Origin of the sequence: Cupriavidus sp. DF5525 (assembly GCF_040149425.2) — a bacterium.
Classification (GTDB): Bacteria; Pseudomonadota; Gammaproteobacteria; order Burkholderiales; family Burkholderiaceae; genus Cupriavidus; species Cupriavidus pickettii_A.
Map to the genome: position 1 here is coordinate 2,045,360 of NZ_CP168266.1, position 13,194 is coordinate 2,058,553.

The 13,194-nt window shown below is 67.0% G+C and carries 15 protein-coding genes; 12 read left to right on the top strand and 3 right to left on the bottom strand.

The genetic code is table 11. The features are described 5' to 3' along the window. Positions 1–244: 244 nt before the first annotated feature. Both ABNX08_RS30540 and ABNX08_RS30545 read left to right on the top strand, forming a co-directional pair. Complete coding sequence (locus tag ABNX08_RS30540; protein WP_022539526.1) at positions 245–682, top strand: universal stress protein; 438 nt, start codon at positions 245–247, stop codon at positions 680–682. A gap of 77 nt (positions 683–759) precedes the next feature. Then, the gene (locus ABNX08_RS30545) at positions 760–1,416 is read left to right on the top strand and encodes a peroxiredoxin (RefSeq protein WP_022539527.1); all 657 of its coding nucleotides are present in this window, start codon (positions 760–762) and stop codon (positions 1,414–1,416) included. Positions 1,417–1,805: 389 nt separating this feature from the next. Here the strand turns inward: ABNX08_RS30545 and ABNX08_RS30550 are convergent, their stop codons facing one another. After that, complete coding sequence (locus tag ABNX08_RS30550) at positions 1,806–2,762, bottom strand: chemotaxis protein (protein ID WP_022539528.1); 957 nt, start codon at positions 2,760–2,762, stop codon at positions 1,806–1,808. Positions 2,763–3,066: 304 nt separating this feature from the next. On the opposite strand from ABNX08_RS30550, the gene ABNX08_RS30555 reads away from it, so the two are divergent. From ABNX08_RS30555 to ABNX08_RS30590, 8 genes are all read left to right on the top strand, one after another. Continuing rightward, entirely contained in the window at positions 3,067–3,942 is an 876-nt protein-coding gene (locus tag ABNX08_RS30555) for a GntR family transcriptional regulator (protein WP_022539529.1), read from the top strand. Next, the gene (locus tag ABNX08_RS30560; protein ID WP_022539530.1) at positions 3,939–5,711 is read left to right on the top strand and encodes a fumarate reductase/succinate dehydrogenase flavoprotein subunit; all 1,773 of its coding nucleotides are present in this window, start codon (positions 3,939–3,941) and stop codon (positions 5,709–5,711) included. The genes ABNX08_RS30555 and ABNX08_RS30560 overlap by 4 nt, the downstream gene beginning before the upstream one ends. A gap of 13 nt (positions 5,712–5,724) precedes the next feature. After that, complete coding sequence (locus ABNX08_RS30565; RefSeq protein ID WP_022539531.1) at positions 5,725–5,970, top strand: ferredoxin family protein; 246 nt, start codon at positions 5,725–5,727, stop codon at positions 5,968–5,970. A gap of 133 nt (positions 5,971–6,103) precedes the next feature. Next, positions 6,104–7,528, top strand: coding sequence for an ABC transporter substrate-binding protein (locus ABNX08_RS30570; protein ID WP_022539532.1), 1,425 nt, complete (start codon positions 6,104–6,106; stop codon positions 7,526–7,528). A 14-nt stretch (positions 7,529–7,542) separates the two neighbouring features. Next, the gene (locus tag ABNX08_RS30575) at positions 7,543–8,388 is read left to right on the top strand and encodes an ABC transporter permease (RefSeq protein ID WP_349609793.1); all 846 of its coding nucleotides are present in this window, start codon (positions 7,543–7,545) and stop codon (positions 8,386–8,388) included. Next, positions 8,385–9,230, top strand: coding sequence for an ABC transporter ATP-binding protein (locus ABNX08_RS30580; protein ID WP_022539535.1), 846 nt, complete (start codon positions 8,385–8,387; stop codon positions 9,228–9,230). The genes ABNX08_RS30575 and ABNX08_RS30580 overlap by 4 nt, the downstream gene beginning before the upstream one ends. A gap of 20 nt (positions 9,231–9,250) precedes the next feature. Continuing rightward, complete coding sequence (locus ABNX08_RS30585) at positions 9,251–10,249, top strand: HEAT repeat domain-containing protein (RefSeq protein ID WP_022539536.1); 999 nt, start codon at positions 9,251–9,253, stop codon at positions 10,247–10,249. A gap of 8 nt (positions 10,250–10,257) precedes the next feature. Next, positions 10,258–10,524 carry a DUF971 domain-containing protein gene (locus ABNX08_RS30590; RefSeq protein WP_041682215.1) on the top strand — a complete coding sequence of 89 codons (267 nt, stop codon included), beginning with the start codon at positions 10,258–10,260 and terminating at the stop codon, positions 10,522–10,524. Between the two features lie 8 nt (positions 10,525–10,532). Here ABNX08_RS30590 and ABNX08_RS30595 read toward each other — a convergent pair whose 3' ends face one another. Then, complete coding sequence (locus tag ABNX08_RS30595; RefSeq protein ID WP_022539538.1) at positions 10,533–10,793, bottom strand: MoaD/ThiS family protein; 261 nt, start codon at positions 10,791–10,793, stop codon at positions 10,533–10,535. A 29-nt stretch (positions 10,794–10,822) separates the two neighbouring features. Then, the gene (locus ABNX08_RS30600) at positions 10,823–11,974 is read right to left on the bottom strand and encodes a sialidase family protein (RefSeq protein ID WP_022539539.1); all 1,152 of its coding nucleotides are present in this window, start codon (positions 11,972–11,974) and stop codon (positions 10,823–10,825) included. A 224-nt stretch (positions 11,975–12,198) separates the two neighbouring features. On the opposite strand from ABNX08_RS30600, the gene ABNX08_RS30605 reads away from it, so the two are divergent. Together ABNX08_RS30605 and ABNX08_RS30610 are read left to right on the top strand one after the other, a co-directional pair. After that, entirely contained in the window at positions 12,199–12,378 is a 180-nt protein-coding gene (locus tag ABNX08_RS30605; RefSeq protein WP_041682216.1) for a hypothetical protein, read from the top strand. A 166-nt stretch (positions 12,379–12,544) separates the two neighbouring features. After that, positions 12,545–13,177: a hypothetical protein gene (locus ABNX08_RS30610; protein ID WP_022539541.1), complete on the top strand. Its 633-nt coding sequence runs from the start codon at positions 12,545–12,547 to the stop codon at positions 13,175–13,177. Positions 13,178–13,194: the final 17 nt, after the last annotated feature.

Below are 13,194 nucleotides of genomic sequence, written 5' to 3' on the forward strand. Positions count from 1 at the left end.
TGAAGGAGTGCGGGTGCATCGGATGATAACAGTATGTTAATTCCCATAACATGCCGGCCCGGCACTTGCGGCTTGCGCCGCGGGGCGCAAGGACCTGGCATGAAGGCGTGCAAAAAGCGCGCCGGCACGCCCGCGTCACCCTGTCGCTATCAGCGCCCAATTCCTATACTGGATGGGCTCGCCCGGCAGTCCGGGGGACGGGCCAGGCGGAGGCGGTAAATTATTTCGCAATCGGAGGCCCACCATGTTCAAGCACCTCCTTGTCCCCACCGACGGTTCGCCGCGCGCCGAAGCCATGGCGGCCCGCGCCATGACGTTTGCCAGCCGCATCGAGGCCCGCGTGACCGGCCTGCATGTGATTCCCGAGTACCACATCCTGACCTACCGGCTGACCAGCCTGCAGGACACCAAGGACACCTTCGCCGCCGAAGCCGCGCGCCACGCGGACACCTTTCTCGCCGCGCTCAGCCGCGCCGCGGGGCAGGCCGGCGTGCCCTGTGAAACCGTCACCGCCACCGACGACCATCCCTGGCAGGCCATCATCCAGTGCGCGGAGCAGCGCGGCTGCGACCTGATCGTGATGTCCTCGCACGGCCGGCGCGGGTTGCAGGCACTGCTGATCGGCAGCGAAACGCAAAAGGTCCTGACACACAGCGCGATACCGGTACTGGTATTCCGCTAGGCGCCAAGGCAACAGCGAGCGTCGCCGGCCGGCGACGCGCTTTTCCACCCCAATGCCAACTTGCAAGGAGCGCAACCATGGCGATTAGACTGGGCGAACAAGCCCCCGACTTCACCGCCGACACCACCGAGGGAAAGATCAATTTCCATGAGTGGATCGGCGACGGCTGGGCCATCCTGTTCTCGCATCCCAAGGACTTCACGCCGGTATGCACCACCGAACTGGGCTATATGGCCGGGCTCAAGCCCGAGTTCGACAAGCGCAATACCAAGATCATCGGCCTGAGCGTCGACCCGGTCAGCGACCACCAGCGCTGGGCCAAGGACATCGAGGAAACGCAGGGCCATGCCGTCAACTACCCGATGATCGGCGATGCCGACCTGACCGTGGCCAAGCTCTACGACATGATCCACCCCGAGGCCAGCGGCAGCGGCCCGCGCACGGCGGTCGACAACGCGACCGTCCGCTCGGTGTTCCTCATCGGTCCGGACAAGAAGGTCAAGGCCATGCTGGTGTACCCGATGAGCGCCGGGCGCAATTTCGATGAAGTGCTGCGGCTGCTGGATTCGCTGCAGCTCAACGCCAAGCACACCGTGGCCACGCCGGTGAACTGGAAGCCGGGCGAGGACGTCATCATTCCGACATCGGTTTCGGACGAAGATGCCAAGAAAAAATACCCGCAAGGCTTCAAGACCCTGAAGCCTTACCTGCGCACGGTGGAACAGCCCAAGTAATCGGGGAGCCAGGAAAGGGAGAGCGAGCGACAGGGAGCGCAGCAAGAGCGTGGAGGTCACGCAAGACCGCAGGCAGGCGTCCCGGAGCAGTACCGGCCGGGACGCCCTGACTTGTCCACAGCATCTATCCACAGGTTCAGTGGATATCCCCCCTCTTGACAACCGCAAAGGGCGCGCCGGCGCTGGAACGCACTGGAGTGCCCGTTTTATAGGCAACCTGTTTACGTACGGGAATGCTTGCGGCCGCTTGCATTTTGTGCCTATTGCTGCCTGCCGGGCCGGCAGCGAGGGCAGCAATAAAAATGGCGGCACGATGGCCGCCGTTCGATGATTTTGTGACGATTCCAAGTCAAGGCCGCAATGACCGTCGGGAAACCGTCACCGAGTGCTCAACGCGTCAGCACATCGCGGATGGTATCCGCCAGTTCCTTCGCAACAAACTTCGCCACATAGGCGTCCGCGCCCACCTTGCGCACATGCTCCTCGCTGGCCTCGCCCGACAGTGACGAGTGAATCACCACCGGCAACTGCTTCAGCCGGCTGTCCGCCTTGATCTTGCGCGTCAGTGTAAAGCCGTCCATCTCCGGCATTTCCAGGTCGGTCAGCACCAGCGCCACCTCGTCGTGCACGGACTTGCCATGGCTGGCGGCCTCGGCAGCGATCTTGTCGAGCAGGTCCCAGGCCTCCTTGCCCGACTTGGTCATCACCACCGGGGCGCCCAGGGCCTTCAGCCCCTGCTCGATCAGCCCACGCGCCAGGGCCGAATCGTCGGCGGCAATCACCTTGGCCCCCGGCCGCAGGTTCAGTTGCGGTCCGACCGCGCCCGGGTCGACGTCCGGCTGGCGCTTCGGCAGCACGTCGCGCAGGATCTGCTCCACGTCCAGCACCTGCACCAGCCGCGCGTTGTCCGTGCCCGCATCGAGCTTGGCGATGCTGGTCACATGGCCGGTGCGCACGCTCGCCTCGGCCGAATGCACCTGGTTCCACTCCAGGCGCACGATTTCCTCCACCGCCTCCACCGCAAAGCCCTGCGTCGAGCGCGCGTACTCCGTCACCAGCAGGATGCCCAGCCCGCTGCGCGGCTTGCAGCCAACCAGCCTGGGCAGGTCGATCACCGGAATCACCTGGCCGCGGATGTCGGACATGCCCAGGATCGACGGATCGGCGCCGACCACCGTGGTCACCGGCGGCATCACCAGGATCTCGCGCACCTTGAACACGTTGATGCCGAACAGCTCCGACTGGCCGGACTGCTCCGCGTCGCCGAGCCGGAACAGCAGCAGCTCGAACTGGTTGTTGTTGGTGAGGTTCGTCCGTTCGTCGATGTCCCTCATGGAACTGCTCATGCGTCGCTCCCGTGCCTGCGTTGGATGGTGTTTCCCGCCGTCGTTGTCCTGTGCCTGCGGCCGCGGCGGATGGCGGGCGGCAGGGGTCATGACTGGATATCGGCCTGGGGAATGGAGAGTTGAGGGACGCAGCGCGACGGGCTGCGCGGCGCAGCGGTCCGGGGCACGCCATCACAAGGCGGCACGCCGCGGGGGCGTGCCGCAAGCTCGGATTTCGTCGTTGGATATCCGGATTGCTTCGTTCCGTCGCGACAGGGTCGTCCATATAGTTGTTTCCAACTTGTCATAACAAGATGTCGATCCGATGACGACCCGGACCAACGCGGAACCCACACCCGAAACAGCGGAACTGTCCGAAGCGACACCGATCCCGCTGCCGCTCTACACCCAGATCAAGGACGCCCTGCGTGCCCGCATCCTCGACGGCACCTATCCGCCGCATCACCAGATGCCATCGGAAAGCGAGCTGGGCGAGCGCTTCTCCGCCAGCCGCATCACCGTGCGGCAGGCACTGGGCGACCTGCAGAAAGAGGGCCTGATCTTCAAGATCCACGGCAAGGGCACGTTCGTCTCCAAACCCCGCGCCTTCCAGAACATCACCTCCCTGCAAGGCTTTGCCGAGGCGATGTCGAGCATGGGCTACGAGATCCTCAACCAGGTGCGCAGCTGCAAATGCGTGCCGGCCAGCCGCCACGTTGCCGCGCAATTGCGGCTGCGCGAGGGCGATCCGGTGGTGGAGATCAGGCGGGTGCGCCTGCTCAACCGCGAACCGGTGTCGCTGGAGCTGACCTGGGTGCCCGAGGCCGTCGGCAAGCGGCTGGTCACGGCCGACCTGGCCACGCGCGACATCTTCCTGATCCTGGAGAACGACTGCGGCGTAAAGCTCGGCCATGCCGACCTCAGCGTCGATGCGATCCTCGCCGACGAAGACCTGACCCAGGCCCTGCGCATCCAGGAAGGCGCGCCGGTGCTGCGCATCGAACGCCTGACCCACGATGCGCAGGGCACGCCGATCGATTACGAGTTTCTCTACTTCCGCGGCGACGCGTTCCAGTACCGGCTGCGCGTCGACCGGCACAAGGCTGCACCCGCGACCGTGGCGCCAGCCACAACCTCCACCAAGGCCGCAGGCCCGGCCCGGCCTCGCAACCCTGCCAGCAAGGGGAAGTCCTCCGCATGAACACCCTGACTCACGAATACGACATCGTTGTCGTCGGCGGCGGCACCGCCGGTCCGATGGCCGCGATCAAGGCCAAGGAGCGCAACCCCGCGCTGCGCGTGCTGCTGCTCGACAAGGCGCACGTCAAGCGCAGCGGCGCCATCTCGATGGGCATGGACGGCCTGAACAATGCCGTGATCCCCGGCCATGCCACGCCCGAGCAGTACACCCGCGAGATCACCGTGGCCAACGACGGCATCGTCGACCAGTCGACCGTCTACGCCTACGCGCGCCACAGCTTCACCACCATCGAGCAGCTCGACCGCTGGGGCGTCAGGTTCGAGAAGGACGAGACCGGCGACTACGCGGTGAAGAAGGTCCATCACATGGGCTCTTATGTCCTGCCGATGCCGGAAGGGCACAACGTCAAGAAGGTGCTCTACCGCCAGCTCAAGCGCGCCCGGGTGGAGATCACCAACCGCATCGTCGCCACCCGCGTGCTGACCGATGCCAACGCCGGCGCCTGCGGCGTGATGGGATTCGACTGCCGCACCGCGGACTTCCACGTGATCCGCGCGCGCGCCGTGATCCTGTGCTGCGGTGCCGCCGGCCGCCTTGGCCTGCCCGCCTCCGGCTACCTGATGGGCACCTACGAGAACCCGACCAATGCCGGCGACGGCTATGCCATGGCGTATCACGCCGGTGCGGCGCTGGCGAATCTCGAATGCTTCCAGATCAATCCGCTGATCAAGGATTACAACGGGCCGGCGTGCGCCTATGTAACCGGACCGCTGGGAGGCTATACCGCCAACGGCAAGGGCGAGCGCTTTATCGAATGCGATTACTGGAGCGGCCAGATGATGTGGGAGTTCTATCAGGAGCTCCAGGGCGGCAACGGCCCCGTCTTCCTGAAGCTCGACCATCTCGCGGAAGAGACTATCCAGACCATCGAGACCATTCTCCACACCAACGAACGGCCCAGCCGCGGACAGTTCCACGCCGGCCGCGGCACCGACTACCGCAAGCAGATGGTGGAGATGCATATCTCGGAGATCGGCTTCTGCAGCGGCCACAGCGCCTCCGGCGTGCATGTGAACGAACGCGCCGAGACCACCGTGCCGGGCCTGTATGCCGCCGGCGACATGGCCGCGGTGCCGCACAACTACATGCTGGGTGCCTTCACCTATGGCTGGTTTGCCGGGCAGAACGCGGCCGAGTATGTCGTTGGCCGCAGCCTGCCCGAAGCCGATGCGGCCCAGGTGGAGGCGGAGCGTGCCCGCGTGCTAGCGCCGCTCGCGCGCGAGCACGGCCTGCCCCCGGCCCAGGTGGAATACAAGCTGCGCCGCATGGTCAACGACTACCTGCAGCCGCCCAAGGTCACGCGCAAGATGGAAATTGGCCTGCAGCGTTTCGACGCCATCGCTGAGGATATCGACCAGATCCGCGCCGCCAATCCGCACGAATTGATGCGCGCGGTGGAGGTGATGGCGATCCGCGACTGCGCGGAAATGGCGGCACGTGCCTCGTTGTTCCGCACCGAGAGCCGATGGGGTCTCTATCACCACCGCGTGGACTATCCGCAGCGCAATGATGCGGAATGGTTCTGCCATGCCCACCTGAGCAAGGACGCATCCGGGCGCATGGTCAGCCACAAGCGCGCGATCGAACCGTACATCGTCCCGGTGGATGGCGACGACGCCACCGCCTACCAGCGGCTGCGCGTCAGCCGCGGTGAATCCGCAACGTCAGCCACCGCCACTGCCAAAGCCACCACCCTGGCCGCCGCCTGAAGGAAACACTGCCATGGCCTACACACCGCATGAGATCGCCCAGCGCAGCAGCGCGCCGGTCACCATCGATGAAGACAAGTGCATTGCCGACAAGGGCTGCACCGTCTGCGTCGATGTCTGCCCGATGGACCTGCTGGCCATCGACCTGACCAAGGGCAAGGCTTACATGCAGTTCGACGAATGCTGGTATTGCATGCCCTGCGAGAAGGATTGCCCCACCGGCGCGGTCCGGGTCGAGATCCCGTACCTGCTGCGCTGACGCGCTTCGTTTTCCTGATTCTCCGGAATTCCGCGCAAGCCCGATGCGCCCTGCTTTCCCTGCCCGACAAGCCCCCCTTAGCCCGCGCGTGCATGCGTCCGCCAAAGACAACAGAACAGATCAGAGGAAACCCATGAAAGCATCCACCAGCACCATCCGCCTGCTCCTTGCGCTGGCTGCCGCCAGCTTGGCCGGGCCGGCCAGCGCGGAAGCCATCCGCGTCGCCATCGGCACGCAGGACACCACCATCAACTGCGCCACCGGCGGCCTGCTGATTCGCGAGCTCAAGCTGCTCGACAAGTACCTGCCGCGCACCGGCAAGTACAAGGACGTCAGCTACGACGTGCAATGGAAGAACTTCACCTCCGGCCCGCCGCTGACCAACGAGATGGTGGCGGACAAGCTGGACCTCGGCGCGATGGCGGATTTCCCCGGCTCGCTGAATGCCGCGGCCTTCCAGAAGGCCGGCAAGAAGAGCCTGTTTATCGCCCCGCTGTCCGGCAATGCGATCGGCACCGGCAATGGCATCGTGGTGCCGGCGGACTCTCCTGTCCAGTCGCTGGCGGAACTCAAGGGCAAGACCATTTCGGTGCCCTTCGGCTCCACCGCGCACGGCATGCTGCTGCGCGCGATCAAGCGGCAGGGCTGGGACCCGGACAAGGACGTGACACTGGTCTCGCAATCGCCTGAAGTCGGCGGCTCGGCGCTGCAGGCGCGCAAGGTGGACGGGCATGCCAACTTTGTGCCGTTCCCGGAGCTGTTCGCCTTCCGCGGCTTTGCCCGCAAGATCTATGACGGCGCCCAGGCCGAGGCACCCACCTTCCACGGCGCGCTGGTGAACGCGGAATACGCGCAGAAGTACCCGGAGATCGTGGTGGCCTACCTGCGTGCCGCGATCGAGGCCGACCGCCTGATGGCAGCGGAGCCCGAGAAATACAGCGAGCTGATCGCGAAGGTGACCGGCATCGACGCCGAGGTGGACTACCTGTTCCACGGCCCGCTCGGCCTGCAGAACCGCGACTACACCTGGAAGCCGGAGTATCGCCAGGCGCTGCAGACCTCGATCGAGACGCTGAAGCTGCTCAAGCGCACCGATGCCGACCTCAGCGCCGATAGCGTGATCGACGACCGCTATATCCGCGAAGCCTTCCGGCTGGAAGGGCTGGATTACGCCGCGCGCCTGAAGTCTTACGACAAACAGCCGCTGGCGGCCAAGGACGCCGCCACAGGCAAACCGATCGCCGATCCGAAACTGGCCGCACAGCTGTGGCTGCAGGGCGAGCCGAAGGTGCGCGCCTATGCCTCGCCGGCGGCGGCGTTCGCGGCGCTCAGGCAGGCCGGCAAGGATGGCAAGAAGGCGCGTGTGCTGTATGTGCATGACCGCAACACCGGCCTGAAGCTGCTGGCCGACAAGGCGTGGTACGTGCAGGACGGCAAGGGACAGGTGAGCGCCTTCCTGCTCAAGGGCTCGGCCGATAGCTGGGCCAGCAGCCATGGCGGCAACGTGCGTGACTTTGCCGCGGTCAGCGGCAGCGCTGTCGCCGTGGCCAGCCACTGAAGCGGAGCGCAGCGATGACCTCGATCTCTCTTGAAGCGGCGGCGCCCCCGGCTGCGCCCGCCCCGGCGGGCTTGGCCCGGGTGCGGCTGGCCCGCTGGCTGGTGCGCGTCGCCGCCTTGGCGAGCTGCATCGCGCTGTGGCAACTGGCTTCGTCGCACCGGGCCCACCTTGGCATCGTCACCTTCGCCAACGTGCCGGCGCCCAGCGACGTGGTGCCCGCGGCCTGGCAGCTGCTGCAGTCGCCCAAGCTGGTGCTGCACCTGGGCAACAGCTTGTACCGCGTGTTCGCCGGCTTCGGCGCGGCGGCGCTGACGGGTATCGTGCTCGGCATGGCGATCGGCCGCTCGCGCTGGCTGGAGGACCTGCTGCTGCCGCCGCTGGAGGTGCTGCGGCCGATCCCGGGCGTGGCGTGGATTCCGCTGGCGATCCTGATGTTCCCCTCTTCGGAACTGAGCATGATCTTCATCACCTTTATCGGCGCGCTCTTCCCCATCCTGCTCAACACCATCCACGGCGTGGAGCGTACCGATCCCCGCCTGGTTGCCACCGCACGCAGCCTGGGCGCGGGGCGCTGGACCGTCTTCCCCGAGGTGCTGCTGCCCGCCGCGCTCCCCAGCATCGTCACCGGACTGGCAATCGGCATGGGCACGTCCTGGTTCTGCCTGGTCACCGCCGAGATGATTGCCGGGCAGTACGGCATCGGCTACTACACCTGGGAGGCGTACAACCTGCAGAACTATGCGGATATCGTCGTCGGCATGCTGCTGATCGGTGCCTTCGGCATGGGCAGCAGCGCGCTGATCAAGCGCGTCGGCGCCTGGCTGATGCCGTGGACCCGCCTGCAGGAGGTGCGCGCATGACCGGGACCAGCCAGAACATCCGCGCGGGCCGCCTGCAGGTGCGCGGCCTTGACGTGGCGCTGGGCAACGGCGATGCAGGTTTTACCGCCGTGCACCAGCTTTCCATCGATATCCCGGCGGGGCAGTTCGTCTGCATCCTCGGGCCCTCCGGCTGCGGCAAGTCCACGCTGCTGGGCACCATCGCCGGCCACCTGCCGGCCGCGGCCGGCGAGATCCTGCTCGACGGCGTGCCGGTGCGCGGCCCTGCCCCGGAGCGTGGGCTCGTGTTCCAGCAACACTCGCTGTTTCCCTGGAAGCGCGTGCTCGACAACGTCGGCTTCGGCCTCAAGATGCAGGGCGTGCCCGCCGCGGAGCGCAGGCGCGAGGCGCAGGCCCTGCTCGACCTCGTCGGCCTGGGCAGCTTCGCGCAGCGCTACCCCGCCCAGCTCTCGGGCGGCATGCAACAGCGCGTGGAGATTGCGCGCGTGCTGATCAACCGGCCGCGGGTGCTGCTGATGGACGAGCCGTTCGGCGCACTGGATGCACAGACCCGCGCCTATATGCAGGCGCTGCTGCTCGACGTCTGGGCGCAGATGCGCACCACCGTGGTCTTCGTCACCCATGACATCGACGAGGCGCTGTTCCTGGCCGACCGCGTGCTGGTGATGTCGCACCGGCCCGGCCGCATCCTTGAAGACATCCTCGTTCCGTTCGACCGGCCTCGCGATGGCGACCTGCTGACCGATGACGGCTTTATCCGTCTCAAGCGCCACTGCCGCGAGCTGCTGCACGAGCACTACCGGGGCGGCCCGCTCCAGGGCGTGCCCGCTCCCATCCAAAGCGCGCTGGCGACTGCCGCCTGACTGCCCTATTGCCCCGACTTATGCCGCACGTTTTCGCCTTGCCCGACGATTCCCTGTTTGACCTTCATCCCGCCATTGGCGCACTGGCGCCACGCCTGGCCGACCCCGACCCGGCGATTCGCCGGGTGGCGGTGCTCCAGTTGGCCGACCTCGAAGATGAAGCCGGTGTGCCCCTGCTGCTGCAACGCCTGCAAACCGATCCGGCCGAGACCGTGCGCGCCGAGGCCGCGCGCACGCTGGCCAGCTGGGAGCTGGAAGCGGTCGTGCCGGCGCTGGCGGCGGCGCTGGCCGACCCCTGCCGCGACGTAGCCGAGGCTGCGGCCCAGGGCCTGTCGGAACTGAAGGATCCCGCCTCCGGCGCCGCCTTGCTGCCATGGGTGTCGCACGACGATCCCTTTGTCCGCGCGGCCGCCTGGCGCGGCCTGCGCGAGCTGCGCTACGCAGCGGGATTCGATGCGGCGATGGCCGCACTGTCCGACGCGGCGGCCTCAGTGCGGCGCGAAGCGGTGACTGTGCTGGGCTGGCTCAAACGCAGCGAAGCCCTGCCCGCGCTGGCCCAGGTCGCCGCCAGCGATGCCGACACCGAAGTCAGGCGGGCCGCCGCGGGCGCGCTCGGCCTGGCAGCGGACCCGTCAGCGCGCGACGCCCTGCTCTCCGCCTTGCGCGACGGCGCCTGGCAGGTGCGGGAAGAAGCCGCGCAGACGCTGGGAAAGCTGAAATTCCCCGAAGCCGTGCGTCCGCTGATCGATGCACTGGAAGATCCCTACTGGCAGGTCCGGCTGCAGGCTGCGAGAGCCCTCGGCAAGCTGCGTGACCGCGCGGCGCTGGTGCCGCTGACGGCGCAGCTTGTTCATTCGATCAGCAACCTGCGCAAGGAAGCTGCCCTGTCGCTGGGAAGCCTGCAGGACGCTGCGGCGCTGCCGGCGCTGGCCGCCGCGGCGAACGACGCGGATCCGGAGGTACGCAAGGCGGTATGGATTGCGCTGGCACAGATCGGCCAACCGCAGGGTGAGGCATGAGCGGCGGCATGGTTGTACCCACGCGCCTGGAGCTTGCGCCCGCCGAAGGCAGGCTGCGCATCTGGTGGCCGGACGGACAGTGCCAGTCACTGGACCATGCCCGCTTGCGCGCGGCATGCCGATGCGCCGCCTGCCGCAGCCTGCCTTCTGAAGAAGGGGCAGCGCAGGCGGTGCGCATCACTGCCCTGGAGGAAATGGGCTACGGCATCCAGATCGTGTTCAGCGACGGACATGACCGCGGCATCTACCCCTGGCCGTATCTGCAGGCGCTGTAGGCGGGCATCTACCCTCCCGCCAGCGCCTGCAGGATATGCACCTCGTCCGTCTCCTTCAGCGCCGCATCCAGCCGCATCAGCTGCGTACGGTTCACGAACACGCGGATATACGGCCGCAGCTTGCCCTGCTCGTCGACGATGCGAAAGCGCATGCCCGGAAACTGCCGGTCGAGATCCTCGAGCAGTTCGCCGATGCTGGCACCATGGGCTTCGACGTACTCCCGCTGCCCGGTGTAGGAGAAGAGCGGCGTCGCGATGCGGACCTGCATGGATGTTCTCCGGATCGACTGTTGCTTCGTTACGCGGGCCGCGCCACGGTGACGGCGTACACCTGCGGCAGATGGCTGGCGAGGCATTGCCATGAATCGCCCTCATCGCCGCTGGCCCAGATCTCGCCGCCAGTGGTGCCGAAGTACACGCCTACCGGCGCATGGCCGTCGGTGGCCATGGCCTGGCGCTTGACGGTGAACCAACCCTGTTCGGGCGGCAGGCCGCGGTCCTGGCGCTGCCAGCTTTCGCCGCCGTCGCGCGTGACGTAGGCCGCCGGGCGGCCGCCGGGGCTGACGCGGGGCCAGACGTCGCTGCCATCCATCGGGAAGACCCAGACGGTGCGCGCATCGCGCGGGTGGGCGACGATGGGAAAGCCGATGTCGCCGACCTCGGCCGGCATGGCTTCACCGATGCGCTTCCACACGCCTTCACGCCGGTTCATGCGGTAGATGCCGCAGTGGTTCTGCTGGTACAGGATGTCGGGCGCGGCGGGGTGTTGCAGCACGCAGTGCGGATCCTGGCCGTATTCCGGGTTGGGATCGGGCAGGAAGGTGGCGAGGCTGCCGCGGTTCAGCGGCTGCCAGTCGGCGCCGCCGTCGGTGCTCTCGAACACGCCGCCGCTGGACATGCCGATATAGAGATGCCGCGCATCGCGCGGATCGACCAGCACGGAATGCATCTTGGGGCCGTCGGGCGTGCCGTCCTGCTCGCCGCCGGTCCATTCGCGCCATTTCGGATGATCGTTGAAGCCGGTCACCGGTTCCCAGGTCGCGCCGTGGTCCGTGCTGTGGAACAGGCCTTGCGGCGAGGTGCCGGCGTACCAGGTGCCGGGCTCGCTGGCGTGGCCGGGTGTGAGCCAGAACACGTGGTCGACGACGCGGCCGGTTTCACCTTCCGGCACTTTGTCGAAGCCGGGCGGGCGCGTGGCTTCGGTCCAGTTGCGGCCACCGTCGGGGGAGCGGAACACGGTCGGGCCAAGGTGGCCGGTGCGCGCGGCCATCAGCATGCGCAACGGTTCGCGCGGGTCCTGCACGATGTGGTGGATGGTGTGGCCGAGGAACGTCGGGCCCTGGATCTGCCAGTCGCGCCGCGTGGCGTCGCTGGTCAGGAACCAGGCGCCCTTGGTCGTGGCGACCAGCAACATCACGGGGCCGGTGTCGGGGGCAGTGGAAGTCGTCATCTTGGCTCCTGCAATAAGGCCGTCGAACGATGTTTCCGAGTCTAGTACATGTAGACAGTGTTCACAATTGACGCTTGAGCCGATCTGCGTGGGCGGCTGCAAGCTCCCGCGAACCGGCCGCGAAGTAGTACGGAGTTAAAAGAGGATATCCGCAGGTTGGGTAGACATTGCCGCTCATGTATGGCATAAGCAATGTTCCTTCCGACATCGCCGCCCCGACGACCATGTTCCGCCCCGTCCGCTTCGCCGCACTGAACCGCCCGGCCCTGCCGGCGGCAGGCGTGCGCGCGGGCACCGCGCAGCGTCCGGGCGTTGCCATCGACCAGGCCGCCATCGGCCAGGTCCGCCGCGCCGTGCTTTTCCTGGCCGTGCGGGCAGCTCGGGGCACCACCCTCCAACCCTGAGCTTTCCCGCACGGCCCATGTCGCGGATGCCATCCGGTATCCGCCCGAACATGCAGCCAGGAGAAAGCCAGTCATGCCACCGCTCTACCGCCATACCGTTTGCGCCATGGTGGCGCTTGCCGCCCTCTACCTGATCCTCAATCCCTGAGCCGGGTGGAGTGCAGCCATGTTGAACCGCCATGCCCTGCGCCTACCGGTGCAGGCCTTCTCACCGCTCGCGCGCGCGCTCGAACTGCGCATCGACGTAGACCTCGCCCCAGGTGACATCGAGCGCGAGCTCGGCGCCCTGCACGACCGCATCGGCCGGCCCGGCGACCGGCTGCACGCGATGCCGTCCTTGCCGGCGGGCGCGCCAGGCCTGCGCCTGCGCTACCGCGAGGCGGACGGCGAGTATTACGTGTATGTGGAAGACGTAATGCAGCGCCGGCTGGCGGGCTATACCGTCTTCAACCGGCTGATCGAGGTCGGCCGCCGGGCCGATCCCTGGGTGCGCGCGCCGCATACGAAGTTTGCACCCGCTTACCAGCGCCGCGGCCTGGCCACGGCGCTGTACCGCTGGGCGCTGGATGGCGGGCTGTGCCTGCTGAGCGGCGCGCGGCAGTCGGCTGGCGCCAATGCGCTATGGCAGGCGCTGGGCAGCGACTATGCCGCCGGCTATGTGGACTTGCGCCACAAGACGCTGACGTGGCTTGGCGAGACGGTCAGCGCCGGGGTCCGGGATGGGCTGCACACGCGGATGCTGCTGCTCGGGCAGGGCTGGACGCTGCAGGCGTTCATGGACCGCACCGGCATGTACTGACGGGAAAAAGGACAGTG